Annotated in this window: 24 protein-coding genes and 1 pseudogene; 19 read left to right on the top strand and 6 right to left on the bottom strand. The window is 44.5% G+C overall.

Features of this window, described 5'->3' with window-relative positions:
* Window positions 1-72: 72 nt before the first annotated feature.
* The 6 genes from Q4592_RS20635 (at window position 73) to Q4592_RS20610 (ending at window position 6,503) form a co-directional block, all read left to right on the top strand.
* Window positions 73-1,068, top strand: coding sequence for an AraC family transcriptional regulator (locus Q4592_RS20635; protein WP_303516627.1), 996 nt, complete (start codon window positions 73-75; stop codon window positions 1,066-1,068).
* 215 nt (window positions 1,069-1,283) lie between these two features.
* Window positions 1,284-1,925 (top strand): tetratricopeptide repeat protein, encoded by a 642-nt coding sequence (locus tag Q4592_RS20630; RefSeq protein WP_303516625.1) that lies wholly within the window; start codon window positions 1,284-1,286, stop codon window positions 1,923-1,925.
* Window positions 1,926-2,102: 177 nt separating this feature from the next.
* Window positions 2,103-3,275, top strand: a complete 1,173-nt coding sequence (locus tag Q4592_RS20625; RefSeq protein WP_303516623.1) for a glycerophosphodiester phosphodiesterase family protein — start codon at window positions 2,103-2,105, stop codon at window positions 3,273-3,275.
* 200 nt (window positions 3,276-3,475) lie between these two features.
* Window positions 3,476-4,162 carry a tetratricopeptide repeat protein gene (locus Q4592_RS20620; protein WP_303516621.1) on the top strand — a complete coding sequence of 229 codons (687 nt, stop codon included), beginning with the start codon at window positions 3,476-3,478 and terminating at the stop codon, window positions 4,160-4,162.
* A gap of 160 nt (window positions 4,163-4,322) precedes the next feature.
* A complete protein-coding gene (locus Q4592_RS20615) occupies window positions 4,323-5,252 on the top strand; it encodes an alpha/beta fold hydrolase (protein ID WP_303516619.1) in 930 nt (309 codons plus the stop codon).
* 519 nt (window positions 5,253-5,771) lie between these two features.
* Window positions 5,772-6,503: a hypothetical protein gene (locus tag Q4592_RS20610; protein WP_303516618.1), complete on the top strand. Its 732-nt coding sequence runs from the start codon at window positions 5,772-5,774 to the stop codon at window positions 6,501-6,503.
* A gap of 15 nt (window positions 6,504-6,518) precedes the next feature.
* On the opposite strand, the gene Q4592_RS20605 is transcribed toward Q4592_RS20610, so the two are convergent.
* Window positions 6,519-7,298 (bottom strand): response regulator transcription factor, encoded by a 780-nt coding sequence (locus Q4592_RS20605; protein WP_303516617.1) that lies wholly within the window; start codon window positions 7,296-7,298, stop codon window positions 6,519-6,521.
* A gap of 238 nt (window positions 7,299-7,536) precedes the next feature.
* Between Q4592_RS20605 and Q4592_RS20600 the strand changes: the two genes are divergently transcribed.
* The 12 genes from Q4592_RS20600 to Q4592_RS20545 all read left to right on the top strand — a co-directional run bounded on the left by Q4592_RS20600 (window position 7,537) and on the right by Q4592_RS20545 (window position 21,555).
* On the top strand, window positions 7,537-9,117 hold the full coding sequence (locus tag Q4592_RS20600) for an arylsulfatase (protein WP_303516656.1): 1,581 nt from the start codon (window positions 7,537-7,539) through the stop codon (window positions 9,115-9,117).
* A 148-nt stretch (window positions 9,118-9,265) separates the two neighbouring features.
* Window positions 9,266-10,501: an anaerobic sulfatase maturase gene (locus tag Q4592_RS20595; RefSeq protein WP_303516615.1), complete on the top strand. Its 1,236-nt coding sequence runs from the start codon at window positions 9,266-9,268 to the stop codon at window positions 10,499-10,501.
* A gap of 12 nt (window positions 10,502-10,513) precedes the next feature.
* On the top strand, window positions 10,514-11,020 hold the full coding sequence (locus tag Q4592_RS20590) for a hypothetical protein (protein ID WP_303516613.1): 507 nt from the start codon (window positions 10,514-10,516) through the stop codon (window positions 11,018-11,020).
* A gap of 31 nt (window positions 11,021-11,051) precedes the next feature.
* Window positions 11,052-12,062, top strand: a complete 1,011-nt coding sequence (locus tag Q4592_RS20585; RefSeq protein ID WP_303516611.1) for a hypothetical protein — start codon at window positions 11,052-11,054, stop codon at window positions 12,060-12,062.
* A 66-nt stretch (window positions 12,063-12,128) separates the two neighbouring features.
* Complete coding sequence (locus tag Q4592_RS20580) at window positions 12,129-13,112, top strand: MoxR family ATPase (RefSeq protein ID WP_303516610.1); 984 nt, start codon at window positions 12,129-12,131, stop codon at window positions 13,110-13,112.
* Window positions 13,113-13,120: 8 nt separating this feature from the next.
* Window positions 13,121-14,092 carry a DUF58 domain-containing protein gene (locus tag Q4592_RS20575; RefSeq protein WP_303516609.1) on the top strand — a complete coding sequence of 324 codons (972 nt, stop codon included), beginning with the start codon at window positions 13,121-13,123 and terminating at the stop codon, window positions 14,090-14,092.
* Window positions 14,089-14,664: a DUF4381 domain-containing protein gene (locus tag Q4592_RS20570; RefSeq protein ID WP_303516607.1), complete on the top strand. Its 576-nt coding sequence runs from the start codon at window positions 14,089-14,091 to the stop codon at window positions 14,662-14,664. The genes Q4592_RS20575 and Q4592_RS20570 overlap by 4 nt, the downstream gene beginning before the upstream one ends.
* The gene (locus tag Q4592_RS20565; protein ID WP_303516606.1) at window positions 14,657-15,676 is read left to right on the top strand and encodes a VWA domain-containing protein; all 1,020 of its coding nucleotides are present in this window, start codon (window positions 14,657-14,659) and stop codon (window positions 15,674-15,676) included. Before Q4592_RS20570 ends, Q4592_RS20565 begins: the two co-directional genes overlap by 8 nt.
* Entirely contained in the window at window positions 15,669-17,348 is a 1,680-nt protein-coding gene (locus Q4592_RS20560; RefSeq protein ID WP_303516604.1) for a VWA domain-containing protein, read from the top strand. Before Q4592_RS20565 ends, Q4592_RS20560 begins: the two co-directional genes overlap by 8 nt.
* Window positions 17,348-18,619: a hypothetical protein gene (locus Q4592_RS20555; RefSeq protein WP_303516603.1), complete on the top strand. Its 1,272-nt coding sequence runs from the start codon at window positions 17,348-17,350 to the stop codon at window positions 18,617-18,619. The genes Q4592_RS20560 and Q4592_RS20555 overlap by 1 nt, the downstream gene beginning before the upstream one ends.
* 204 nt (window positions 18,620-18,823) lie before the next feature.
* Entirely contained in the window at window positions 18,824-19,783 is a 960-nt protein-coding gene (locus Q4592_RS20550) for a sensor domain-containing diguanylate cyclase (protein WP_303516601.1), read from the top strand.
* 335 nt (window positions 19,784-20,118) lie between these two features.
* Complete coding sequence (locus Q4592_RS20545) at window positions 20,119-21,555, top strand: hypothetical protein (RefSeq protein WP_303516599.1); 1,437 nt, start codon at window positions 20,119-20,121, stop codon at window positions 21,553-21,555.
* Window positions 21,556-21,646: 91 nt separating this feature from the next.
* On the opposite strand, the gene Q4592_RS20540 is transcribed toward Q4592_RS20545, so the two are convergent.
* Window positions 21,647-24,331 carry a polysaccharide lyase 6 family protein gene (locus Q4592_RS20540; RefSeq protein WP_303516597.1) on the bottom strand — a complete coding sequence of 895 codons (2,685 nt, stop codon included), beginning with the start codon at window positions 24,329-24,331 and terminating at the stop codon, window positions 21,647-21,649.
* 336 nt (window positions 24,332-24,667) lie between these two features.
* On the opposite strand from Q4592_RS20540, the gene Q4592_RS20535 reads away from it, so the two are divergent.
* The gene (locus Q4592_RS20535; protein WP_303516596.1) at window positions 24,668-24,826 is read left to right on the top strand and encodes a hypothetical protein; all 159 of its coding nucleotides are present in this window, start codon (window positions 24,668-24,670) and stop codon (window positions 24,824-24,826) included.
* Between the two features lie 114 nt (window positions 24,827-24,940).
* Here Q4592_RS20535 and Q4592_RS20530 read toward each other — a convergent pair whose 3' ends face one another.
* The 4 genes and pseudogenes from Q4592_RS20530 to Q4592_RS20515 form a co-directional block, all read right to left on the bottom strand.
* A complete protein-coding gene (locus Q4592_RS20530; RefSeq protein ID WP_303516595.1) occupies window positions 24,941-25,354 on the bottom strand; it encodes a hypothetical protein in 414 nt (137 codons plus the stop codon).
* A gap of 380 nt (window positions 25,355-25,734) precedes the next feature.
* Window positions 25,735-26,001 carry a hypothetical protein gene (locus tag Q4592_RS20525; RefSeq protein ID WP_303516594.1) on the bottom strand — a complete coding sequence of 89 codons (267 nt, stop codon included), beginning with the start codon at window positions 25,999-26,001 and terminating at the stop codon, window positions 25,735-25,737.
* A gap of 202 nt (window positions 26,002-26,203) precedes the next feature.
* Window positions 26,204-26,341 (bottom strand): annotated as a pseudogene (locus Q4592_RS20520) (transposase); the annotation flags it as partial.
* An 82-nt stretch (window positions 26,342-26,423) separates the two neighbouring features.
* The gene (locus Q4592_RS20515) at window positions 26,424-26,849 is read right to left on the bottom strand and encodes a hypothetical protein (RefSeq protein WP_303516592.1); all 426 of its coding nucleotides are present in this window, start codon (window positions 26,847-26,849) and stop codon (window positions 26,424-26,426) included.
* Window positions 26,850-26,934 lie beyond the last annotated feature (85 nt).

The following is a 26,934-nucleotide window of genomic DNA, read 5'->3' as shown; positions in this document are numbered from 1 at the left end:
CAATAATCTAAAATTGACTTTTAACGAATTGCCGAGATACTTATATGATTGAGCCAGACAAGGAAGTGCAAGGTGAAAGAATACTTATTTCAGGTATCAGCGCTTAAATCAGTGATTGAGCTACTAGAGCAACAAGGCTTAGACAAATATCGCTTGTTAGCCGAGGCTGATATTTCACCTAGCGTATTGCTGCGTGAAGGCGGTTTGATGAGCCAGGTAAAATTCACCAAATTGCTAACGGTGGCGGATCAATACGCCGACAAGCCTTTGGCCAGTGTTCAATGCGGGTTAACTATGCCGTTGCGCAAGCAAGGCGTATTGGCCGTGGCCGTGCAGCAAATGCCAAATTTAGAGGCGATGATTCACATGCTGAAGGCCTTTCTTAATGCTCAATCGAGTGGAACGGAACTAGAACTGGTTGAACAAGGGGATACCCTACGCGCTGAGTTTTCATTGTGTTTTAGTGACCAATTCAATTGTGATGCGATGCACCGTGCCATGTTAGGCAGCGTATTTCGAACCTTTAAAACCTTGTTTGGCGAAGAGTGGCGCATTAACGAAGCTTGGTTAGATCATTCTTTTAGTCATGTGGATGAGTTGTCTGAGCTGTTTGCTTGCCCGATTAAAACCAACAAAGCCACCAATGCCATTGTGTTTGATAAACGTTGGGCATACGTTAAAGGCGCCCAGGTATTCCCGAGTTATGCCTTAAGAAAGCAAAGCAACGAAGCCTTGAATCGATTAGAAGATATCGATGATCTGATTTATCAGATTCTTCCCGCTTTAATATACGACGGCAATACTAGCATTGCGCATGTCGCTGAGTTGTTCGGTGTTCAAGTGCGGGTATTACAAAAGCGTTTAAAAGCGAAGCAAACCAGTTATTCCAATTTATTGGAAGGCGCACGTAAAACCATGGCGACCGACTATTTGCTCGATAGCCAACTCTCTATTGGCGATATTTCTATGATGTTGGGCTACCAAGAACCGGCTATTTTCATTCGCAGTTTTAAGAAGTGGTTCAAGCAAACACCTTTGCAGTGGCGTAAGGCTGTGTTGGCGAATTAAGGTATTCATTTTATATATTATGCTTTTCAATAATTACTATTTTGGTGCTTTAAGTTAGTGGTTAATGCTTCATTTTGGGTGTCTGTGTCATTTTAGTTTTGAAATGTTGCTGTAATATATGGCTTTTATACTTGGTGTCAAAACTGCATGGTAGATCGCGTTAACGTGGTTTCCACCTTAACCCACATGCACTTTATTGCTGAAGGACAAACATCATGAATAGACTCATCACTTGGTGTGTAGCTTGCTCTATATTGCTAATCGGCACCGTATTTAACGCCACTGCAGAAACAGATCTGACTAGCCAACAACTTAAAAATTGGTGCGCTAAACCTAATCAAGAACAACGCTGTTATTTAATACACAAGCAATTAGCCGATGACGGTCGAGCTGAATCTGCTTATTGGGTTGGTAAAGTAACTGCTCGAGGTGTTTATCAACCAGCCGATCTTGAAAAAGCCGCTGACTATTACAAAGTCGCCAGCGACAGTTTGCACCCTAGCGCTAGCCGCGAATTAGGTTTGCTTTATTACCATGGCGTGTATGGCGAGCGAGAGTTTAGTAAAGCGCAGAAAATGTTTGAACAAGCCATGCAAAACGGCAATAGCGAAGGCATGTGGGGGTTGGCCAGAATGTATCATTACGGGCGTGGAGTAGAGCAGAATTATCAAAAAGCCTTTGAACTATTTAGCTTAGCTGCGGAACAAGGTTCAAAACCTGCTGCTAACACCTTGGCCTATTATTATCGGGTAGGTTTAGGCACCGAGGTAAACCCACGATTAGCCAGCTATTGGCAAAGCAAGGCAAATGCTAAAGGCTTAGTCACTTGGAATCGCTCGATTCCTGATTATCGCTAAAAGCCCTTAAGGTACTACCAAGGCCAGCTTAATAAGCTGGCCTTTTTATTTAGTCTTTTGTTACTAAATTCAGCGACATAAATTCAACATCAATTGTTCATCATTTTGCAATCAATCCCCACTTAACTGGGTGGCTAGTAAACCAACTCAATAAACTAAAAATAAGGATATTAGCCAATGAAACTCACTCACTTAGGCATGCTTCTCTGCCCACTTGTTCTTCTTAGCGCCTGTAATGACGATGACAATCCGGTACAAATTGCTAAGTCTGGTGCTATTTCAAAGGTACAGCTTGGTCCTCGCCCAGCCTTTTTGGTGGATCAGCTTGCTGAGGGAGAGTTAAAAGACACCCTAAAAGCTTGTGTAGACGATATGAACAGCTACGCAGTGAGTGATTTTTCAATTGGTCACCGTGGTGCGCCATTAATGTTTCCTGAGCATACGCGTGAAAGCTATGTTGCCGCAGCCCGTATGGGCGCTGGCGTATTAGAATGTGACGTTGCCTTTACCAAAGATGCTGAGTTGGTGTGTCGTCATTCGCATGCTGATTTACATACTACTACCAATGTATTGGCTGTGCCTGAGCTGGCGGCTAAATGTTCTATTCCATTTACACCTGCTGATACGGTAAATGGGGTAGATGCCACTGCGGAGTGTCGTACTTCTGATTTCACCCTCGCAGAGTATAAATCCTTACAAGGTAAAATGGATGCCGCCAACAAACAGGCGACAACTGTTGAAGAATATATGGATGCCACACCGAGTTTTCGTAGCGATTTATATGCAGATACAGGTACCTTGTTATCTCACAAAGAGAGCATTGCCTTGTTTAAGGAGCTGGGTGTGAAAATGACCCCAGAACTGAAAACGCCTAGCGCCCAAGACTTAGCTGCAGCTGGTATTACTCAGCAAGAGTTCGCTCAGAAAATGATCGACGAATACATTGAGGCGGGCATTGAGCCAAGCCAAGTATACGTTCAGTCTTTTTCTATTGAAGACGTGGAGTTTTGGATTGCTAATAACCCAGAATTTGGTGAACAAGCGGTTTACCTTATTTACTTACTCGATGGTGTACCAAGCCCCGCTGAGATTGCCGCTAAAGGTATCAAGATTGTTGCGCCAATTTACACGTCTTTGGTTGAGCAGCAAGCCGGAGTGGTTGTAGCGACCGAGTACGCCAAAGAGCTTAAGGCCGAAGGTTTAGACTTAATTACGTGGACCATTGAACGTCGTTACACCGACTACCCAGAACTTGAAGTACTTAATGTACTAAAGAAAGAGCTAGAGTTAGTGGGGGTATTTTCCGATTGGCCAGCCACCGTTACCTTTTTTGATAACTGCGTAAAATAGACGTTTTATTCACTTTAAGGTTGCTGCTAAAGCCGATTAGCAGCAACTTTGTGATCTTAACACCTGTTTCTTTATTTTTTCTCTCCTAGTTGATTCATCGCAAATAAGTATTTATTCACTATTTTCTAAAGGGATTAGTGTGTTAGCTTTGCCGCGTTGTCTTATTTGGTCATTAGGCAACGGTCAACAAAGGATAAAAAATGAAAAAAACAATGTATTGCCTAGCAAGCTGTATTGCAGCGGCGTTTATTGCCGGTTGTAGCAGTTCAGATAACGCTAGTGATAGTTCAAACCAACAAGTACCAGCCGTAGAATGTTCTCAAGAGTGCGCTCAAGCAGAATTCGAATTAGCTCAACAGTTTCATAAGGGCGAAGGCGCAGAACAAAGCTACGATACCGCTTTGGCTCATTATTTAACTTCTGCTACAGCGGGTAACCCAGCAGCAATGACTCAGCTTGCGGTGTTGTACCGTGAAGGCTTAAGCAGCCAGGGAGTACAAGCTGAGGAAGCGGTTAAGTGGCTAACCGCTGCGGCTAAGCAACAAGATGGTGAAGCGCAGTTTCTATTGGCTGAGCATTACTGGGACGGCTTAGGCACAGAGCAAGATTTTGGTCAGGCTGAATACTGGTATAACCAAGCGGCTTTAAACAAACAAAAAGATGCGGCTTATCTATTAGGTTTACGCTACTTTGAAGGCGAAAATATGGATGAAGATCCAGAACAAGCCTATGTATGGATGTCTATTGCAGCCTTGTTAGGCCACGGTAATGCACCTGGCGACCGTGACTTTTTAATTGGCGAAGAGCTTGATATGACGCAAAAGAAATCTGCGTGGAAAGAAGTGGCTCGCTTAATTGAAGAAATGGGTATTGAGGTACCGTGGTAAGCGCGATACTCGCCTAAGATCACACAAATAACACCAATTAGGTGTGGATAAAGAGTTAGTGTTGAAATGAGGTTAACTTGGTCATAATTTCAGCAACATTAACTCCTTTTTAACTGGCTTTATTGTATAGTGGTTCTACCCCTTAAGTGGAGGAATGACGATGCTATATCTGATAGAGTTTTTGTTGTTTTTACTGCTACTGGCAGCCCTTGCCTTACCTTTCTACCGTAACCAAGAAGTCTTTGAACTTGACGAATTGGAGCCTGAGGATCTCCCTGGTCAGCATGTTCAATTAAGCCTCGGTGTAGTGCATTTTCATCGAGTAGGGCAGAAAACCGCTCCTACGGTGATATTGGTGCACGGTTTTGCCGCATTCTCATATGTGTGGGAGCGCAATGTGAATAGCCTTGTTCAACAAGGTTACCAAGTGATTAGCCTTGATTTGTATGGTCGAGGATACTCCGCAAGGCCTAACACCTGCTACAGCCGCCAATTGTTTGTTGATCAAATCGTAGAGTTGCTAGACGACCAAGAGATTCAAGAGCCGGTATATTTGGCGGGTCTCTCGATGGGAGGGGCAATTTGTGTGAGTTTTGCAGAGCAGTACCCACATCGGGTTGCAGGCTTGATTTTGCTCGCGCCACTGAATACCCCTCCTCATATCTCACCGATGCCGACGCCAATAATAGGCGAGTATGTTGCCTACAGCTTTTTTGTACCGAACTTGGCTAAAAAGCAGCTAGAGGATTTATCGAATCCGGAAAATGCCTTGGATTGGGCGGAGCAGTTTGAGCCACCGTTACGTTACTTTGGCTATCGGCGCGCTTTATTGGCTACTCTGCGCGACTTAATGCAAGAGCCTATGATGGCGAGCTATTACGCCTTAGCAGACAAAAATATCCCATGTTTATTACTATGGGGGACGGCCGATAAGCAGCTACCAGTTTCACAGGCTGGCAAAGTAAAAGAAGCCTTAGGCAGTCATTGTGAACTGGTGTTGGTGCAGGGAGCGGGTCATGCTTTGCAATATGAACACAGTGAGCAAGTAAATCAGCACATTGCAGGCTTTTTAGCTATCCAGCCCAAATAGAAGCGTTAAAACGTATTAGCCGCCATAGCGATATCTCAGTCTATGGCCGGCTTTTTACAATTCTTTAATTGTTTCATTTAGTGAAACAATCCTTGCCACTCAGTCGCCTTAATCCACTGCTACTCTCTAGGTATTCTATTGCCCGTTGTAGAGCCTTGCTTGGCTTTAGCGTTGAAAAGGGCGGGTAAAACTTGTTCTTAAACTAATGCTCGGAGCTTGGGCAATTTTTTGTGGATTAAACAATGACTAAACGTGTTTATAAAAGAGTAGCAATCGCCCTGTTTGTCAGTGTTGTTCAGCTTAATAGTGCTAATGCTTTCTCTTTTGACAGTATTCGAGGCTCTGCGACAGGGAGTTATTGCGTATCGATGGATGGGCGAAACACTCCATTAACATTTAGTAGTTCGGTATGCCCAAACGGTTATCGATGGGTAGGACTATTTACCAAATAGCTTGGCTTTGATTAGAGCTAGCATACCGTCACCTAGTGACATTATAAAAATAAAGAAGAGAATCATTTTGAATAAATCTGTAATCGCCTTAGCTGTTTTAAGCGCTACCTCATTGACTGTTAATGCCGCCGATATCGAGAATCAATATAACCCTGATTTTGGTGCCTATCTTCAGTATAACGACAGTGGTGTTTGGGAAGGTGGTGTGAGTATGGCGCTATCGGAACAGGCGCGACTGCAATTAATGATGGATGATGATGGTTGGGCGGCATTAGAAGTGAGCGGCACGGTCGATATTGATGATACCCGCCATATGTGGTTTGCCGCGGAATATGGCCGCTTTGACGCGCCGCAAGAATTTGAACATAGCAGCGATAGCTATTTTATGGCTACCGCTTTGTTTAACCAACAACTCGGTGAGCATTTCAGCTTCTACCTAGGTGGTGCTTGGGAGCAAGGTAAAGGCAGCACTGTCGTTTATGATGATATGAGCTTTGGCGAATCGACCGATTATACCGACTTACAAGCTAAGGCTGGTATAGCGGTAGATTTAACGCATGGCATTACTATGGCTTATGACTACACCCACCATAATGTCACGCGAGATGATGTATTTGCGATGCAAGGGATTGTGGACGACAGGCATCGCTGGAATGAACATGAGCTCGGCTTTTATGCGCAAAACGTAGCGGGCTCTAACATTTCACCTTACATAAAGGCAGTACACTACAACGGTAATGGCGGTTCACCAATAGAAACTGATACCAGCGTCTGGTTAGGTGTTGCGGTAGGTTTTTAAACTTGGATTAAGGCCTTAGTAGGCAATTAAATCATGCTGAGCTGCAAACTTAACCAGCTCAGTATTGGTTTTAACGCCTATCGCTTCCATGATGCGGTACTTGTGGGTTTCAACCGTTCGGTGACTAAGGTTAAGCAGTTCAGCACATTGCTTAGCCGTACGACCTGCAGCCAGATGACTAAGTACCTGCAGCTGCCGTTTACTTAAGGCTGCGAGGGGGTCTATTACGTAGCTTATCTCGTTAGATTCTTTGCTGAGGTTACGCGACAAAATCGCGTAGCGCCATGAACATACCCATAACTGACATAGTAGTTTCAAGCGTAATAGCTGTTCATGATCGGGGGCTTGTACCTTTTCATCGTAACTACTTACAGATAAACCTCCCCACAGCTTTCCATGAATTTCTAATGGGATAATGGCGTGCCAACGAACCCCTTCTTTATCCAAGCGTTTAAGTACGCCATTGTCGGTTTTAGCAAAATCATCCGCAGAAAAGGTAGTAATACTTTTTAGCTTGCGCAACGAGTTAAAATAGCTCTCGGCATCGTCTTCATAAAACGACAATTGAAAGTTAGGAATGCCGGCCGCGCGAGTCATAGTAATGTATTGCTTGAGGTTTACTTGTGGCCGACTAGCGGGGTACAAACTTAGTCTATCTAAGTTAAACAACTCTAGTGCTTCTACAGCAGATTTCTCCAACATCTTCTCAAATTGCTGGTTGGGCAATTCGATTAAACGCGAGGTGTGGGTAAGCAATAACTGCTCAAACTGGGCGTCAAAACTCTGCTTAGTCATTCTATCTGCATTATGGGGGGCTCGCGGCGATTCTAACTAAGCAGAGCTGGGCATGCAATTTAGTGTCTGCAAGGTTTTTCGATTACTGGCGATAGCCCGCAAAAAACATGATCTCAATAACATTGGCGGTGAATACTGCATTTTTTTACGTAGTTCTACTGATTACAGCCCAAAGCTCGCTCACTACATTAACGCTTCCTTGTTGTTTTGATGACTGTAAAAAGGCAATTCCATGCTGATAACTAAAAAAAGAAGCTTAATTCAAATGGCGGTAGGGCTTGCGTTAGCCTCTACGGCTACTGCGAGTTTCGCCACTACCGATACATCTCGACCAAACATTCTCGCCATTTGGGGAGATGATATTGGGATAGATAACCTTAGCGCATATACGCGTGGTCAAGCAGGGCACTGGACGCCAAACATCGATCGTATCGCCAATGAAGGCGTATTGTTCACCGACTTTTACGGTGAAAACTCTTGTACTGCGGGTCGCTCAGCCTTTATTACTGGCCAGCACCCAATGCGCACAGGCTTAACCAAAGTGGGTATTCCTGGTGCAGAAGAGGGCATGCGCCCTGAAGATCCAACGCTAGCAACCATGCTTAAAGACAAAGGTTATGTTACTGGCCAATTTGGTAAAAACCACTTAGGCGACCGTGACGAGCAATTACCTACCGCCCATGGTTTTGATGAGTTTTTCGGCAACCTTTACCACTTAAATGCGGAAGAAGAACCTGAGAACCCTGACTACCCAAAAGACCCAGAGTTTAAGAAAAAATTTGGTCCTCGTGGGGTGATTCACTCATACGCTGATGGCCGTATTGAGGATACTGGTTCATTAACGCGTAAGCGTATGGAAACCGTAGACGAAGAGTTTTTAGCGGCAACTTTGCAGTTTATCGACAAAGCACACCAAGATAAAAAACCATTCTTTGTTTGGTTTAACTCAACCCGTATGCACGTTTGGACTCACTTAAAAGAAGAGTCTAAAGGTTTATCTAAGCGCGGCGGTTTGTATGGCGACGGTTTAGTTGAACACGACAATATGGTTGGCCAACTACTTGATAAGCTTGACGAGCTAGAGATTGCCGACAATACCATTGTGTCTTACACCACCGATAACGGCGCAGAAAAATTCTCATGGCCTGATGGCGCAACAGCGCGTTACCGCGGCGAGAAGAACAGTACTTGGGAAGGCGGCTTCCGCGTACCAGCAATGATTCGCTGGCCAGGACAGATCCCTGCTGGTCAGGTGGTTAATGAAATTGGCGCTCACAACGACTGGATGCCAACCTTTATGGCGGCAGTAGGCGAAGAAAACATTGCTGCTGATCTTAAAAAAGGCACCAAACTTGATGGCAAAGACTACAAAGTTCATCTAGATGGTTACAACTTGTTACCGAAGCTGAAAGAAGGCAAAAGCACTACTGCTGATGATAACAGCGACTGGCCACGTAAAACCTTCTTCTATGTCACCGATGGCGGCGATGTATCAGGTGTTCGTATTGGTGATTGGAAAGTACTGTATAGCGTACAAGAGTGCACTGGCTTTCAAGTATGGCAATGCCCGATGAAAGAACTACGCATTCCTTACATTATTAACCTTCGCCAAGACCCTTACGAAGACGCAATGCTAACGTCTGGAACCTATGAAGCGTGGATGTTTGACCGCGTACCATACTTATACATGGGCGCAGCAGTAACCGGTGAGTGGTTACAAACGTTTATTGAGTTCCCACCTCGTCAGCAGCCTGGTTCATTCTCAATCGATAAAATTGTAGAGAAAATGAACATTTGGCAGAACGCTCAATACAAGTAGCAATTAGCGACTAAATTGAGAACAAGGACGTTACCTCTAATTTATTTAGGGGTAGCGTTTTTTATTTTAGAATTAATGATGGTAACGCGTGATGACAAGTTCAACAGCTCAGCTTTTTCAGGGAAAACCAGTACAACGGATGAACATAATGACCAAGCCAATTGGTCCAAAGTGCAACATCGATTGTAAGTATTGTTACTACCTCTCAAAAGAGCAGTTACTTGACTACGAAAAAGGGTGTAGTCCGGCAATGGATGCTGAGATGTTAGAAACCTATATCCGCAGTTACATCGAACAACATAACTTTCCAGAAATCGTATTTCATTGGCAGGGCGGCGAACCCACCTTGCTTGGTGTCGACTTTTTCCGTGATGTGGTGCGTTTGCAAAAAAAATACTGCCCACCGGGTGTCAGTATTGAAAATAACCTACAAACCAACGGCACCTTATTAACCCCAGAGTGGGGGCGTTTTTTAGCCAAGCATAAGTTTTTAGTGGGCTTGAGCATCGACGGCCCAGAGCTTATCCACAATACCTACCGTACCAATAAGGCGGGGCGTGGTACCTTTCGCCAAACCATGAAGGGCCTTGAGGTATTGCACAAATATAAAGTCAATTTTGCCACCCTGACCTGTGTAAATAATGTATCGGCCAATGCGCCAGTAGAGATTTATCGCTTCTTACGTGATGTGGTTAAGTCACCGCAAATGCAATTCATCCCTATTGTTGAACCTAAAAGCTTTCGTAATACCGCTCCTCAATGTTGGTCTGCCAGTGAAACGCCGTTTGTAGGCATGCCGGAAACAGACCCTAGTCACCCAGATTCAATCATGGAAGCGTGGTGCGTATCGGCCAAACAATGGGGCGACTTTTTATGTGCGGTATTCGACGAGTGGTTTCAAAGCGACGTGGGTGTAATCAACGTACCCTATTTTGAAGCTTGCATTGAAACATGGATGGGACGAGTTAACCCTTTATGTACCCACGCACCTATGTGTGGCAAGGGTTTAGCGATTGAATCTAACGGTGATGTATTTTCTTGCGATCACTATGTTTATCCCGAATACAAACTAGGCAACATTAACGATAGCAGCTTAGAGCAGCTACAGTTTTCAGAAAAACAGCAGCAGTTTGGCAAAGCCAAAGAAGCCAGCCTACCGAAGCAATGCCGCCAATGTGATTACCAATTTGCCTGTTTTGGTGAGTGCCCGAAAAACCGAATACTTAAAACCCTAGAGGGTGAGCGCGGACTAAGTTACTTGTGTACGGGTTGGAAGCAATTCTATCGCCACATAGACCCGTACATCACCATTATGGTGAAAGCCATGGGTTACCCAGTACATAAAAAAATTAACAGCGCGGCAATGGCCTTAACCTTTAAGTAAGCGGAACAAAAAATGAAAAAATATATTGTAGTAACAGTATTGCTGGGCCTATTACAGCCAGCTTTGGCAGCGGCAAATGAGTTGTTTCCGCAAGAGGCGCTAAGCGAGAAAACCAGCTTAGCCTACCAAACCATGTCTAGCCGTTACACTGCCTATGCGCAGCTATTTAATGGCTGCCAAAACCGTGAGCAGCAGTTACCAGAATGCCAAGAACCTTTCGAGAAAGCACAAGCGGCTTACATTCAAGCTAAAAGCAATTACGACACCATAGAGATGATGGAGCATCCTAGCTTTAAAGCGTTATTAGCACCTAGTGCCGCGTTGCCTGAGCTGGCGAGTGACCTAAACTTGTTAGGTTACTTAGATAATCAGTCGTCTATCAGTGAGATGAGTAAAACCGAACTATTATATGGGTTGAACCAATGGTTACAGGATAACCGCTTCCCTAAAACCGACCAGATCTACTTGTTGCACAGTCAGTTAGTTAGCACGGAACGCTTAGCGAAACAGACACTGTAACGAATAATTCCCTGGTTTAGGAGTGCATTGAATGACACCGTTTTTATCACTGAAAAGTTTGTGTTTACACCTCGCATTAGCGTGCTTTGCAATAAGTGGCCCGGCAATAAGTAGTCAACAAAATACGCAAGACTCATCTGAATTAGCGTTATCGCAGTTGGCTCAAGACATCAATAAATCAGTTGAACATCGTAGCGAAGCCGTTCGCCAATTAGGGCAGTTTTCTGGAGCGAATGCCTTAATAGCGATTGCACGAGCCAGCCGCGACCAGCATGTTGAGCTGCGCTTGGCGTCTATTGACGCTGTTGAGCAATGGAGTGAGGTGGCTAAATGGGACGTGGTTTCTCCACTGGTGAACGATTCATCTGGCGAGGTGCAAGCCGCGGCAGGTAGAAGCCTGGTGCCGCTATGGTCAAAATTAAATAGTCAGCAGCAACAAGCTATTCAGCCAGCTGTAGACCACTACCTGAGACAAATTCAGCAAGCTGATGACAGCGTTGCAACCTGGTTAGAAGTTGCGTTAGTGGCTCAATATCAGCAGCGCAATCTTACAGCCATTAAAGCCTATCAAAAAGTGTTATCGGTAGCGCCTAAAACTGAACAGGCGGTGATTCAAATGGCCGAGATTTACCGTGTGGAAGGAAGTAACAGCAAAGCGATAAAAACCTTATTGAGCGGTTTAGAAGAAATGCCCAAAAGTGGTGCGATTGCTCATAGCTTGGGTTTGTCTTTTTACCGAGACCAACAGCTTAAACAAGCCGGTATTTTACTGAAGCGCGCGGTAGAGCTTAGCCCCAATAACCCGCAATTTTCTTATGTTTATGCCTTGTTTATTCAGCAAAATGCACCGCACCAAGCAATAACACTGCTTAAACATGCCGTTGAAAACAGCCAGTCACCTCAACATCTTTATGCCCTATGTGATTTGTATATCCAGCAGAACGATCCCTTGGCAAAGCCTTGCTTAGCCAAACTTAAATCATTAGCGCCTGCGTCAATCTATCAGGATTTACAGAACAAATATTCTCAATCTACCTTGTAGTTTTTGCGGCTTACTTTCGCACTCTTTGGGGTAAGTAATGCCAGTATTTTATATTTTGGAGGTTTTGTGGAACACACTCAATTAGCCGTTAACTCGTTAATATCTCAAGTTGAACAGGCGGTGATTGGTCAGCGTCATGTGGTTGAGTCGCTGGTGATTGGTTTGCTAACCAATGGCCATGTATTGCTTGAAGGTTTGCCCGGTACCGCTAAAACTCGCTCGATTAAAGCACTGGCAGATGTGCTAGATACCTCCTTTGGGCGAATCCAGTTTACGCCTGATTTACTGCCATCAGATGTTACCGGCACCGAGGTTTACCAAGAGCTAAACGGCAAACCCCAGCTACGTTTTCAAGCCGGCCCAGTGTTTAACTCTATTGTCTTGGCCGATGAAATTAACCGAGCGCCAGCCAAAGTACAGGCAGCATTGCTCGAAGCCATGGCCGAGGGCACCATTACAGTCGGCGATAAAACTCATCAACTACCGCCACTGTTCATGGTACTTGCTACCCAAAACCCGGTTGAGCAAGAGGGCACGTATCCGCTGCCAGAGGCGCAAATGGATCGCTTCATTATGAAAGTGGAGGTGAGTTACCCCGACGACCAGGCTGAGCGCGAGATTATTCGTTTAGTGCGTGGCGAAGAATCGGCCAAGCAGTTAGCGAAGCAACAGCAGCAAATTGAACACATTTCACCAGAGATGATTTTAGCTGGGCGAGCCGAGTTAGCAGAGATTGAGGTATCTGAAGTAGTGGAGAACTATATTGTAGCGTTAGTAATGGCTACGCGTCATCCGCAACGTTACCCAGAGACATCTCTTGCCCAATGGATTGAAGTTGGAGCCAGCCCGCGCGCATCCATTGCCTTAGATAAATGTGCACGGGCCCATGCCTGGCTAAAAGGGCGTAAGCATGTATTGCCAGACGATGTACGCGCTGTTGCTCATGCTGTTTTAGGCCATAGAGTTAGCCTAAGTTACCAAGCTTTAGCCGATGGTTGTGACGCCAAGCAGCTGGTCAATGACTTGCTCGATAATGTGTTAATTGCCTAGGAGTTTCTATGGTCGAGGCTAGCAATCAGGGCTTGTTAAAACCGCAATCACCGAATAGTGATGGACGAATTTACGCCCAGTATTCTCGTTTAATTAAGCTGCGCGGCCAAATTGGCGCATTTTCCTTATTGCCGCATCTAAAGTCGGGCAGTGTATTAAGCGGCCGCCATAGTTCTAAGTTTCGTGGGCGAGGACTTAACTTTGAAGAGTTACGCCATTATCAGCAAGGTGACGATATTCGAAACCTAGATTGGAAAGTGACCCTGCGCACCGGTAAACCACATGTACGCGCTTATACCGAAGAGAAAGATCGCAGTGTGATGCTGTGTGTAGACCAAGGCAGTAGCATGTTTTTTTCTTCTTTAGATACCATGAAGTCGGTAGTAGCTGCTGAACTAGCGGCACTAGTCGCATGGCGAAGCTTGAAAGATAACGACCGCGTAGCGTGGATGATAAATGGCAGTGACAGTTTTAGTTCAATAAAGCCGCAGCGTGCTCAAGCGCGTTTACTCGCAGCGTTGGAGCGTTTAAGTCAACACAACCAAGCCTTAAGCGCGCACAGCAAAGACATTCAAACATCTAGCCTAAGTGCCAGCTTACAACAGCTTATGCGTTTAAAGCTTAAAGATAACATCATTGTGATACTGAGTGATTGGCAGCACACCAGCGAGCAAGAATTGTCTCAATTCAAATACCTACAGCAACATAACGATGTATTGGCAGTATTGATTAGTGACCCTATGGAATACGCGGTGCCCAGCCAGAGTAAAGATTGGGTGCTGAGTGACGGTCAATCGCAAATTAACTTACAAGGTGTGGCAAAGCTGGCCAAAGCTAACCAACAACTGGCAAAGCAAGGTGAGTTAAAACACAGCCAGCTAAAACAGCTAATGGCCTTAAAAAACTTGCCGCTGATTGAAGTGGATACTAGCGGTGAGCACATTAGTCAGTTTTGTAAAAGCTTGGGAGGCTTGAAATGAGCACTCATATTCCGCCTAGCTCTTACATGCTAAAAAACTTTGCTGAAATTGATGTTTTACCAGTGGTTAGCTGGTGGCCTCAAACCCTAGGTTGGCAATTGGTCGCCCTTTGTTTGGTGTTGTTTGCGGTTTTTCACCTGGCGAAGTACATACATTTTTGTTGGCTAAACCGTTATCGAAAAGAAGCCTTAAGCGCCTTAGCTGGCGTTAGCGAGTTACCGACAGAGCAGCAAGCAACACGAGTATTTTTTGTTCTGAAAACCGCATTGGCTTATTTGGAACCTAGTATGGCTAAAGCCAGTGGCAATGAGTTTTTGGGGCTGCTTGATGAAAAACTCGTGGTTGAGCGTCCGTCGTCAACGCTACTCAGCAATCAGTTTTTCGGTGGAGGCTTTAACAAGCCACTCGGCGAACGCTGGCAGCGTAGTTTGTTTGATTCTTCGCAAGTGTTGAGCGAGCAACAGTTGAACGACTTATTGCTACTGAGCGAGCATTGGTTAAACCACCACCAAGGGCCTCAGGCATTTTCTCTGCGGGCGTTTTGGCGCAAACAGGCGGCGCATCATGCTTAGTATTGCTTGGGTCAACACCCTAGAGTTTACTGCACCGCTGTGGTTTTTGGTGTTACCACTGCCGCTATTGGTTTATCGCTTACTGCCTGCTTATCGCACCAAGCAAAGCGCAATTCGAGTACCGTTTTTTTCCTCTTTACTGCAAGCCTTAGATGAAAAACCCAGCTCTGGTGCCAGTGAATTACGGCCGCATTGGTGGCAACGGGTGATTTTGCTACTGAGTTGGTTATTAGTGGTTAGTGCGTTAGCTAAGCCGGTGTTATTGGGCGAAGCGCAAACTCGAGAGCAATTAGGGCGAGATGTAATGATGGTATTAGATCTTTCTGGCTCTATGGATGAACGAGACTTTATGTCGCCACAAGGGCAAGTTATTAGTCGTTTAGATGCCGCTAAAGGCGTGCTGAATAGCTTTGCCGAACAGCGTAAAGGCGACCGACTGGGGTTGATTTTATTTGGTGATGCAGCGTTTATTCAAAGCCCATTTACCGCCGACTTAACGGTATGGCAAGCCTTGTTGCAACAAGCTGAGGTAGCAATGGCGGGGCAGAGCACCTATTTAGGAGATGCGGTGGGTTTAGCAATTAAAAGCTTTGAAAATAACGATGATGCCGACCGCGAAAAAGTGGTGATAGTGCTTACCGATGGTAATGACAGTGGTAGCTTTGTAGAGCCCTTAGATGCAGCCAAGGTGGCTGCCGCTAAAGGTGTGCGTATTCATAGCATTGCCATGGGCGATCCAAATACGGTTGGAGAAGCAGCCTTAGATATGGATGTCATCAATAGTTTGGCCAGTTTAAGTGGCGGTCGCTCTTTTCAAGCCTTAGACCAGCAACAGTTAGATGAGGCTTACCAACAAGTTGATGAGTTGGAACCCCAGTTGTTTAACAGTATTAGTTACCGACCCAAACAAGCCGTGCATTTTTACCCAATAGCGCTGGTATTAGTAATGTATTTACTGGCCTTTTCAGTGATGACTTTTCGCCAGCTAGCGAGAGGTAACACCGATGTTTGATGGATTATTTTGGCAACAAATAATAAGCCAATTTCATTTTATTCGCCCATGGTGGTTACTGTGTTTACTGCCATTTTCGGCCATTGTATGGGTTCGTTGGCAGCGCGACCAGCAGAGCCAAGCATTGGTTGAGTTACCTAAACACCTACGTAAAGCCTTAACTGTTGGGGATGCAGGGTGGAAAAAGTTATTGCCGCTTAAGTTATTGGCGCTAATGGCTCTGCTGGCTATTGTAATGAGTGCAGGCCCAACGTGGCAGCGACAGGCCTCGCCTTTTGGTGAAGATAAAGCCTCGTTATTGATTGTTCTCGACAACAGTTTATCTATGTTGGAGCAAGATATTGCCCCCAGTCGTATTGAGCGGGCAAAACAGAAAATCTCTGACTTATTAGCGCTGCGTGCAGGAGGTAAAACCGGTTTGGTGGTGTTTGCTGGCTCTGCTCATTTAGCCATGCCACTCACTGAAGACAAAGCAGTGTTTGCGCCATTTCTAGCCGCCATTGACCCCGATATTATGCCACTAAGTGGTAAATCTGCGGCCAGCGCATTACCGTTGATCGAACAGCAATTTGCAGCAAGCCAACAAACTGGGTCTGTGCTGTTAATTAGCGATGGCGTTGATACTGAAGCGATAAGTGCTTACCAGCAATTTTTTGCCAAACATCCACAGCAATTGTTGATACTCACTATGGCCAACAGCAATAGCGGGCAAGCCGACATAGCCTCATTAAAGCAGCTCGCAAGTGCCAGCAATGGGCGTATGCAGCCAGTCACTATCGACGCAGACGATGTTCAATGGCTAAACCAGCAAGTAGAGCGGCACATGCAGCTAAGTGGCGACTCCGCCATGCCATGGCAAGACATGGGCTATTACCTACTGTTCCCATTTAGCATTTTGATTTTACTGTGGTTTAGGCGCGGTTGGTTAGTGCAATGGTGTTTAGTGGGGTGTGTCGGTTTATCGTTAGTCACCTCACCGAATGCGTTTGCAACCATGGTTGAAAGCAAGGCGCAAGCACCGCTCACCGAGGAAACGTTGTGGAGTAAAAGCCAACAAGCTTGGATGAACTTGTGGCTAACCAGCGACCAACAAGGCCAGTGGTATTTTAATCGATACCAATATGAAAAAGCAGCCGAGCGTTATACTCAGCCTTTGGATAAGGGCGTGGCTTACTACTACGCTAAGCGCTTTGACTTAGCGCACCAGTACTTCCTACAAGTAGAGTCTAACAATGCTTTGTTTTATGCCGCCAACGCCTTAGCCCATCAGCGTGAGTATATTGCGGCTCGTAATCTCTATCAGTATATCTTAGATAAAACACCTAACCATTCAGCTGCTCAGCATAATCTGGTAGAAGTGCAAAAAATCATTGATGAAATTAACCAATTTAGTGAAAGCCAAACCAGTTCTCCAGATGAGCCTGAAGGCTCTATAGCGTTGCCCGATGACCAGCCACAAACTTCAGACGGCGCCGATGAGCAGGTAATGGCTCATGATATGCGTAGCCAAACGCTGACCGCTGAACAGCTGCTTGGCAGCGAAGAATTAGCGGATAAATGGTTACAACGGGTTGAAGCCGATCCCAAGTTGTTTTTAAGAAGCAAATTTCGCGTTCAGCAACAACAAGCGGTGTCTAAAGCGGCTGAGCTAGCAAGCAAAGGAGAAGGGTGATGAGAGCGGTAAACACTTACTATTGCTTGTTCGTGTTGGTTGTTAGTACAGTATTTTGTAGCTTTCCAAGTATCGCCAACGAATTAGATTCACTGATTGCTAATAAGCAACTGGAAGTAAGGTCGTGGGTAGCATTAGGGGATAGCGATGAACCCTCTGATAAGGTGCTAAACGTTGCTGTAAAACAGCAGGCTGTTTTATACATAGAGGTGGCTACCACACGTTGGTTCACCGGTGGAACGCGCATTGGTAATATCGATGTGCCTAACTTGATTGCTAAGCAGCGTAACTTACTGGCGACGAACTACACCGAGCGCCGCAATGGTGAAACATGGTCTCGCCAGCGCTGGGAGCTAACCTTATATCCGCAGGCTTCTGGTGAGTACACGCTTCCCGCGATACCTTTGCAAATTAAAGTGTCTACAGCGCCAGGTAAAGAGGCCAGCGGATTTGTGTACACTCAGCCACATAGGCTCAATGCGATGATGCCAACGGGTTTGCTTAATGAAAATGACCAGTGGGCAGTGGCTAGCGATATAGAAATAAGCCAAGAGTGGGTGCTTAGCAATAGTGAGTTGGTTGCCGGTGATGCGATTACTCGACGGGTACAAATCACCGGGCAAAATACCTTATCAATTCTGTTGCCCAATCTTTTAGATAATGAGCTCAATCAGCTTTATCAAATGTACCCAAAACCCAATCACCTCAACGATAGTAGTGCTCGTGGAGACTACCGTTCGCTTAAACAGCAAGAGCAAGTGTATTTGTTGCAAAGCGGTGGTGAGTTAGTGTTGCCGCCGTTAACGCTAAGTTGGTGGGATACATCAAGCAATAGCCTCAAGGTTTTGAGTCTGCCGGGGCGGAGTTTTAGCGTAAAACACAGTTTGAGTTCTTGGCTTCGCGCTCATCAATATGGCTTAACTGTTGGCCTTGTAGTGTTGCTTGCAGCGGCGATGTTACTTTGGCGAATAGGGGCTTATTACCGCCATCATCCTTTGCCTAGCAATGTAATGTTTGTGCAGGCTTTAGTGTCTAACAATCAACAACAGTTGCGCCGTTTGGTCTATCTACGATTAACCGAGTACAGCGCTACGCAGCAGCTGAGTGAATACCTGTGTACCGATAAATGGGCCAGATTAGCAGAGCAAGCCCAGCAAACAGATTGCTCTCGTCTAACCTGGTGGTTTATTTGGCGACAAATACGCCCGCTTAAGGCCAACAAGCTTGCAAAATGGAAAGCCCTACCTAGCTTACAAAAGCCGCCATGTTAGCGAATGTCTCTGCCTTGGCAGGAACGGTACTCGTAAGGCTACTTAACAATTATGTTACATATAGACATATTTGTTATTAATAAACTTGCCATTTATTGACTTGCCGTAGATACTAAATTTGAATGATTGTTAACGGCAATACGATAACTAGGATGTTGATTTAACAGCCAATAGTGAATCTTACGGCCAATGTAGAAGTTGGATATGCAAGCACCAAGTACACCAGTAAATGAAGATAGTCGGCTTAAATCGTTAAAAGAGCTCGATATTTTGGACACCCAGCCAGAAGAGCGATTCGATCGCATTACGCGCATGGCTAAACGACTATTCGACGTGCCGATTGCCTTGGTGAGCTTGGTTGATGAAAACCGTCAGTGGTTTAAATCATGTTTCGGCGTTGATGCCAGTGAAACACCTCGCGACATCTCTTTTTGTGGCCATGCAATATTGGGTGATGAAACCTTTCAAATTGAAGATGCGCTTAGCGATCCTCGTTTTGCCGATAATCCTCTAGTTACCGGTTACCCAAACATTCGCTTTTATGCTGGTCATCCGTTATCCACCCCCGATGGCGAAAAAATTGGAACCTTATGCATTATTGACACTAAACCGAAAAGTTTAAGTGCCGACGATTTAATCGCCTTAGACGACTTAGCGGTTATGGTGGAACAAGAGTTAGCAGCCTTACAGCTGGCCAGCACCGACGAGTTAACCTGTATTTCAAACCGACGTGGTTTTATGAAGTTGGCTGACTACTCTTATGCCATGTGTCGTCGCCAAAAGATTTCCTTGGCTATTGCCTACATGGATTTAGACCAGTTTAAACCGATTAACGATGAGCATGGTCATGCTGAAGGAGACAGAGCGCTAAAACTATTTGCTGAGCAAATGTGTGGTTCGTTTCGCGAGTCTGATTTGTTTGCTCGTATGGGCGGCGATGAGTTTGTGGTGTTGTTTACCGACACCGAAGCTGCCGATGCCAAAGAGATTTTGCAGCGCTTTGCCGCAGACTTAGAAGCGGCTGCAGAAGAGAATAAGCTCGCGTATAAATTACGTTTTAGCTTTGGCTTATTAGACGTAGATTTTGCTGCTTTCCCAAGCATTGAAAGCGCCTTAGAGCAAGCCGATCAATTAATGTATCAACAAAAGAGCTGCCAGCGTTAACTAAAGGTCAATTTGGTTAACCTTTTTTGTTCACCTTCTAGATTCCCCCATTCAACAATACTTCCCTTTTACTTAGCGTAAACCAAGTCATTGGTCCATAACTGTTCTTGCCTGTATTTTCACTATTTATTAGTGGTTTAGTTGGCTTTATTTGCTCCTTAAGCATTGCTTACGGAAGATTGTAGTGATTGAGTTCTCAGTTTCATTATTAAAATAGATAAATAAAATTTTCTGCAGATAGGTTAACAAAAGATAAAATTGGTAATCCAATTGTGTTCTTTTTGTTGATGAGTGGTGTTAGCTTTGCGTTGAATTTAACCAAAGGAGAGTCATTCATGTCTATGATTGCGCATAAAAATTGGAATACATCTTTGTCACCTCGTTGCCTATTCAAGCCCAGCTTAATTGCCTTGGTGGCGGGTTTAGCACTTAGTCATGGAGTGAGCGCAGCAAACTTTACGGCAAATAGCGCATCTCAGTTATCAGCACGGTTAGCTGATGCCGCCAATAATGGACCTGGTGTTGACGTTATTACCATTCAAGGCAGTATATTTACTGGCCAACAGATTGATGTACAAACACCGGTGATAATTCAAGGTGATTCAGGCTTTCGAGTAAGCAGGGTGATAAGAACGTCTACAGACGGTTTCCAGCCTTTGTTTAATATTCAAAGCCCGAACGTAACCATTCGCAACTTATTGCTGATTGACCAAAATGGTCAAAATACCAATACGCAAGTAGCCGCAGAGGCCGGTAATGATCATTCAAATGCGCGATTAATTAACATTCCTTACGAAGATGCTTATCAGCAAATTACTAATATCACCATTGAGAACAATACCTTTGAAAACACACCTGTGGGTATTGCGTCTTCTGGTTTGATCCCTCACAACCTCACCATTAGTAACAACGATTTTATAAAAGTGAATCGCAGCGTGGAGCTGCTTCGCGATGTTGGTCGTGTTTACAATGTATGGAATGTGAATGCCAATAACGTGGTGCTAAATGGCGGCACATTAAACATTTCTAATAACCGAATTCGTGGTAATCGAGTGCGTTTGGGTATCTCGGTAGATGCCGGTAACGATGGCGTGTATGTACCGCCAAGTTTTACCAATATTCCTTTCTTTGATGCAGCTGCTCGTGCTCAGTTTAGTGATAAACCAGTGGTGTTTGCTAACGGCTCTCAGGTTAATTCCAACATAGTGGAAGGGGCGAATGAGTTTGGTATTGCGCTGGCTACAGTGGCTAATTTAAGTGTGTCTGGTAACACTGTAAGTACCACTGAAGATGATATTAACTCTTCAGCTGATATCGAAAACAACTTTACCGCTGGCATTAACGTAGAACACAACGCTGCCAATATTGTTGTCGACAGTAATACCATTACGGTGGGTGCGTCGGGTAACTTTGCCACTGGAATTAATGTACTGTCTTTTCAAGACCATCACGCACCGTTAAATCACGCACAAGCCAGTAAAAATATTACCTTGGTAAGAAATACTTTTAAGGGCACTGGTGAGAACACCATCTTAGGTTTTGGTTTTTCTAACTTGGTGATTCAAGACAATGATGCGTCGCAATTTACCACGCGTAATCCTTATCAAGTTACCGCGTCATTTTACAATGTGCCTTGTGGCTTAAGCACAAGTACTGCACGTGGTACTAATACTAATATTCGCTACAACCAAAGTGCGTTTAACGGCACTGGTAATGCGCCGCAGTATTACGATAAAAACGGCAATGTTGTATCTGGTTACACTTGCCAATAATGGCTAAGCAAATAGTTAACTAATTGAATAGGCGTGTCGCTAAATAGCAATAAAGAGCAGTAGCTAGCTACTGCTCTTTTGTTGGGGTGGGCTAATCTTGGCGGCTCATTAATCGAATATCGTCAAAATAACCTTCGCTAGCGCCATTCGGTGCTGCCGAGTAAGTTAAGCTAAATTCGTCAATCCGCACTTCCACTTCGTCGTCAGTAAATTGCTGGTGAGCATAGATCTCAGCCTCGCTGTAAGTGCTGGTATCTAGTGTCATGTAAGCAAACACTTCTAGGCTGGTATTGGCTGCAGAGTTAACACTTAAACTCACCTGCTTAAAGCAGCTTTTTACATCGCCTTGTGGTGCATCATTAAGATCTTTTACATGAGCGAAAGCTTCAGCAACAATGTCGCCAGAAGAATCTTTAAGCCCGTAATGTAATGTACTTAATGAGTTATCACCTTTGTTATCACAGTAATAAAGTGAATAGCGTAAATCTGTATTTTGCGGAATATTCGCCACCATTTGCGATAAACCAGGGGTAGCGGCAAAGTTGTGATTAGTGCCGCTTTTCTTAAAGCGGATCCGTGCCGAGCCACTGCTAGCAGAGCCGCTATCACTAAAGGCGGTATCGCCAGAGCTGCCTACATCACCTAAGCCTGCGCTGTCACCCTCATTTTGTAGCCAAACCGTACTTGAGCCACTGTTGCTACGAAACTCACCTAAGTGACCGTCTGCTAGTTCGGTATCGGTGGTAATTTGCTCGGGCAAACTTAAGCTTATGTCTGCTTCAGTTACGCTGCCAGAGTTAAACTCGGCGCTTACCCACTGATATTTACTGCTAGAAGCAACACCCGAGTGCTTGACCAAATCGCCCAAGGCAAGCTGATAACTGCCTTTAACAAAGGCCGATATTACATAAGGCGTATTGGCCGTAAGTGAAACCGTTTGGCTTAGGCGACTAGTGCCACTCACCTTGGCGCTGGCGTTACGCGAAAAGGCCTCACTGCCATTCACTAACTCTGCGCCGCTGTTGGCCCAAGTTGTTAAACCATCATCAAAGGCGGGGTTACTAATGCTGGTCTCAAGCATGGTGGCTTGTGGCTTGCTCAAACGGTAGCTACTTGGGCCTACGTCTTCATAACTCAACGGTGTTAAGGCAATGCTGCTAGCGAGTACTTCGTCGGCGCCCACGCTACTAATGGTTGAGCGTGTTTGGCCGTCCATATCTAGGCTAACATTGGCAAAATCTGCTTTGTTGTAGTCACTTACCGCATCCAAATTGGGGGAGCTAGCAGAAGGGCGATATAAATTTTCTTCGCCTTTTTCCAAGTTGGCGCTGTAAAACTCAATGCCTGCTGTGCCTAATGCTACGGCATCATCATCGGCAAAAGATTGGCCGTAAAAGATATTTCCTACCACGTTAGAATCGGGCAGCATGCCGCGCTCAGCTTGGGTGATTACCGGCCCAATGGCGTGGTCTATCAAGTTGTTAGCTAAGTAAATATTCTTTGGTTGCTGAGGCTTACCCCCACCATCAATATTTAAGCTATTTACGCTGTCTACAATGGTGTTGTTGGCAACGTGCACGTTTTCTACTTGCTGATAGCCGTTGTCGCCATCTCCCGCGCCATCATAACCAAGCAAAACAATACCGCCATGATGGCTAGTATTTTGATAACGCGCTCCCTCAATGTAGTTATTCACTACCGAGTGGCCGTCGTCAGCTATACGAATTCCCCCAGCGAGCGGGTAATCTTCACTAAGAATAAAGTTGTGTTCAATTTTGTTGCTATTGCCATGGCGATTGGTGAGCGAGCCATAGCTATTGCGAATGGTATTGTAAGCAATAAGGTTATTAGAGCCCTTGTTAGAGATAACCTCGGCTTCGCCTTGAATGCGTTCAAACACGTTTCGCACAATAAAAGAATCACCTGGGTAATGGTGGGTAAAACTTAAGCCGGTACGAATCGCTTCATAATCATTATCACTGCTGCCCGCATACATTTTATTGTTTGCTGGCGGGCGGTTAGCAATGTAGTTGTTGTACACCACAATGCCTTGTGCAAGCTCGGCCAGTTTAGTGGCTTCATCCCAAGCATCATCTACCCAACGGTTAAACGATATCATAGGGTTTGCCACGGTTTTACCGCTAATCACGCTATGATCAAGCCAGACATTTTTGCCATAAATATGTACCAAAATGCCATAGTCATCTTGCGCCTTAGCATCAACAATGGTGATTTCGCTAATCCGGCAATGGTGACATAAATCGTTAGTACCAAAGCGGGTGGCAATGAGGTTACTGCCATATTCCACCCCATCAAAAATAAGGCCTTGCAGCTGGGTGTAAGAACCGCCCATATTAATGCCCACTTCTCCGCCTTTTAGAATCGCTTTACCGGGATTTTGTGCAGCAATGGTAATGGGCTGTTCTAGTGTGCCAGCGCCGCCAAAGCTAAATGCAAAATCACCACTGTATTCGCCGTCGGCTAAGCAAAGAGTAGTGCCAGCTTCCATTTCTTTTGAGGTGGCATCTACCAGTGCTGATGTTGAATCAAATACTTGGCTACATGAAACATCTGGCACCGTGAGTACACCTTCGGGTAAACCAAAGCTCGGTTCTGGAACGGTGGGATCTGGCGTAGAGGGATCGGGCTCAGTGGGTGGGTCTATCACCACCGGCGGATCAACAGGGGCGCTTGGCGTAGTAGGGGAATCGGTGCTGCTATTACATCCTACAAGAATTAAACCCAGAACAACGGATAAGCACTTTCTAGGGTACATAGAATCTCCTTTTCTTTGTTTAGTGTTAGTTGAGCAGAAAATAAGCTACCAATATCTTACTCAATAAATAGCAATTAAAAGTGATCGTATTAATATAATTTAATAATACATATAAATAATTTGTGAGCTTAGTTCAGATACAGGCCTTAAGCATGAAAGGCCTAACTATGCCGATAGCACCATTGAGGGACTTACTTAATAATCATACAAAAATGATGGTTTAGCTTGGGTTAAGCAAAAGCGGGGAAGTGTGGGTTTACGTTAATTAAACAGCGACTAACAACACATACCGTTAAAATTTCAATTATTTAACTTACCACTTTCGAGCACAGCTAGTTGTTCGAGTACATCTATAGTGATTGGAATACGGGGTTTTTAGCAGGCAATTTGTCTGGTTCAATTCGCTACCGTTTGGCGTCAAATAGCATTACTCGCTTAGAGGCCATGCATTGCAGCCATCATCCTTTGGTGACTCGAGGCCTCATCATTCACTGAGCGTAGTCGGTAATATTATTACCGACTTATCGTTAAGCCATCACTGTCTTAATTCGCTAGCTAAAGCACCTTGTGTTGCAGCTTTTGGTTTAGTTGGTTAAGCGTAGATTTTTACTAGCTATAACGTGCGTCTAAGGTTTTAAGTGAGCGTAAAAATAGCCCTAAACCACCCACAGCAAGAACCAAAATAACGATAAGATCAAAAGAGCTCATGGTGCGCATGCTAAAGCGAACACTAGATATAACACCAAATAACAGTGCAGCAAGAGAGCCTATAGACAGTACCCAACCTAAGATGTTTTTCGAGTTGTAAAAAATTAAGCCCACACCAAAAATAAAAGGGATCATAACGGTACCGCTGGTAACACTAAATCCACCTAAGGCACTAAAGTGATATAACCTCGATCCCATACCAAAGTTAGACGTAACCGAAATGGCGTTTAGCAGCATGTAGAAACCACCACACATCATGACTAAACCAATAAAAAAGTGCCCAATGCCACCAGAACTTCCACCTGCGCCTTTCATTTATATAGAACCTTGTTGTGTAACTATTTGATGTGGGTTTTATCATTAAACGTATGTAAAAGTACAGCTCCCCATAACGTTTAATACCTTGTTATCTATGATTTATTCGTTCGGCAATCGAGAGGCTACTGTCGCTTACGGGGCGTTCTCTCAGCTAACTAGCCAAACAGCTATTGAATATATTGGTGGCAATACAATCAGTTTGACGAAAGTGCGTGACAAGAGAATGGCAGGGGTAAGGTTTACACTGGCGTTCTTAAACGCTTTTGAACAAAAAGAATCTACAACTTAAGCCTTGCTGAGGGCTGCTCCATTTTACCCCTTGGAGTAGCTTATTAGCCGGTTTGTATTTATAAACCGTGTGCTGCAATGGTAACTCATCAATCTCGACCTGAACGAATTTTGTAAGCATCCGTCTCAGATTTAGCCACATCTTTTGCAAAGTCATCTAGCACCGACTGGGGCGTTTCATTCTCGTCATAAACAAAATAGCGAACTGCAATCATGATTATTACAAAAAACTCACTAACCATTAAAATCCCAGGAAGCAAGCCTCCTATCTCAAGCTTTAACAGCACATAAGCGATGATTAGTACTACAAAGTTAATCGCTAACAGGGTGAATCCTTTCTTCTTATGTGTAGTCATAAGATCCCTCTTATCAGTCATGTTATAAAAATCAGAATAACATTTTTTACTCGCATTACTATTTAAATAACAAATGAATCAATAGAGATTTGTGAAAGCTAGATCTGCAACTTGAATGCGAACATCACAGTATTGTTAGCTACACCAAAAGTAGATATGCAAAGGGTAGATAGGCTTGTCGGGAGTGTTCGGAGAGCGGCTGTAACATTAATGGATGGGTATCAAGAGACTCCGCTACCCCTTTAACTGTAACACTCGCTAGGTGAGTTAATTTGACGGCAGTGGCCTTAAACTCCACCGAATATTGCTGAGTCTTTTTACCTGTTTTATAAGCTGGCATAAACACCTCATCTTGTTTGAATGAAGTGTCTACTGAATCGGATCAACTACATTGTCCCGCTTGAACAGCTTGTTATACGTTTTTACTCAACGCTAAAAATGACCTCATCTCTGGAGTTCTCGTGAGTTAAAACAACACTACTTTTAATTGATTTATTTAACCATGTTAAGAAGTTAAGTAAAACAACAAAGTCACTTTTAGAGTTTATATCTTTAGGATCTAAATCGAATTCAATTTCATAGCTTTTGAAAAAGTGGCAGTTAATTAGTAATTCACCGACTTCTATTGAAAGTAAAGTAGGCTCCGTATTTTGTAAGCCCCAAATTGAATCAATTGAATTTGGCAAAGTACAAACAATATCACCGTGTTTAAAAGTGTGGGAATATTCAGCAGATATTAGGGCAGCAAAAAATAGGCTCCAAGATTCATAAGAATCTGAAGTTACAATGATGTCTCTCAGTGAGCCATCTTTTTCGAAGTGCGATTTTAGATTATTCCATCTATCCATGAGAAACGTATAGACATAATGATCCCTGGTGAAAGTGCCGACCTCCTGCGTTTATCGTGGGTTAGTCAAACTAGAGCCACACTGT

Source organism: Agarivorans sp. 1_MG-2023 (genome assembly GCF_030548385.1).
In the GTDB taxonomy this organism is placed as follows: Bacteria; Pseudomonadota; Gammaproteobacteria; order Enterobacterales; family Celerinatantimonadaceae; genus Agarivorans.
Note: the sequence above shows the minus strand (reverse complement) of the source record. Positions and strands in the feature narration are given on the sequence as shown.

Excerpts from the sequence above, each read along its gene's own strand:
- Q4592_RS20575 (WP_303516609.1), top strand. The coding sequence starts at position 13,121 with ATGGTCGAGGCTAGCAATCAGGGCTTGTTAAAACCGCAATCACCGAAT.
- Q4592_RS20630 (WP_303516625.1), top strand. The coding sequence starts at position 1,284 with ATGAATAGACTCATCACTTGGTGTGTAGCTTGCTCTATATTGCTAATC.
- Q4592_RS20625 (WP_303516623.1), top strand. The coding sequence starts at position 2,103 with ATGAAACTCACTCACTTAGGCATGCTTCTCTGCCCACTTGTTCTTCTT.
- Q4592_RS20615 (WP_303516619.1), top strand. The coding sequence starts at position 4,323 with ATGCTATATCTGATAGAGTTTTTGTTGTTTTTACTGCTACTGGCAGCC.
- Q4592_RS20595 (WP_303516615.1), top strand. The coding sequence starts at position 9,266 with ATGACCAAGCCAATTGGTCCAAAGTGCAACATCGATTGTAAGTATTGT.
- Q4592_RS20530 (WP_303516595.1), bottom strand. The coding sequence starts at position 25,354 with ATGAAAGGCGCAGGTGGAAGTTCTGGTGGCATTGGGCACTTTTTTATT.
- Q4592_RS20525 (WP_303516594.1), bottom strand. The coding sequence starts at position 26,001 with ATGACTACACATAAGAAGAAAGGATTCACCCTGTTAGCGATTAACTTT.
- Q4592_RS20620 (WP_303516621.1), top strand. The coding sequence starts at position 3,476 with ATGAAAAAAACAATGTATTGCCTAGCAAGCTGTATTGCAGCGGCGTTT.
- Q4592_RS20540 (WP_303516597.1), bottom strand. The coding sequence starts at position 24,331 with ATGTACCCTAGAAAGTGCTTATCCGTTGTTCTGGGTTTAATTCTTGTA.
- Q4592_RS20545 (WP_303516599.1), top strand. The coding sequence starts at position 20,119 with ATGTCTATGATTGCGCATAAAAATTGGAATACATCTTTGTCACCTCGT.
- Q4592_RS20560 (WP_303516604.1), top strand. The coding sequence starts at position 15,669 with ATGTTTGATGGATTATTTTGGCAACAAATAATAAGCCAATTTCATTTT.
- Q4592_RS20585 (WP_303516611.1), top strand. The coding sequence starts at position 11,052 with ATGACACCGTTTTTATCACTGAAAAGTTTGTGTTTACACCTCGCATTA.
- Q4592_RS20570 (WP_303516607.1), top strand. The coding sequence starts at position 14,089 with ATGAGCACTCATATTCCGCCTAGCTCTTACATGCTAAAAAACTTTGCT.
- Q4592_RS20590 (WP_303516613.1), top strand. The coding sequence starts at position 10,514 with ATGAAAAAATATATTGTAGTAACAGTATTGCTGGGCCTATTACAGCCA.
- Q4592_RS20555 (WP_303516603.1), top strand. The coding sequence starts at position 17,348 with ATGAGAGCGGTAAACACTTACTATTGCTTGTTCGTGTTGGTTGTTAGT.
- Q4592_RS20515 (WP_303516592.1), bottom strand. The coding sequence starts at position 26,849 with ATGGATAGATGGAATAATCTAAAATCGCACTTCGAAAAAGATGGCTCA.
- Q4592_RS20550 (WP_303516601.1), top strand. The coding sequence starts at position 18,824 with ATGCAAGCACCAAGTACACCAGTAAATGAAGATAGTCGGCTTAAATCG.
- Q4592_RS20605 (WP_303516617.1), bottom strand. The coding sequence starts at position 7,298 with ATGACTAAGCAGAGTTTTGACGCCCAGTTTGAGCAGTTATTGCTTACC.
- Q4592_RS20565 (WP_303516606.1), top strand. The coding sequence starts at position 14,657 with ATGCTTAGTATTGCTTGGGTCAACACCCTAGAGTTTACTGCACCGCTG.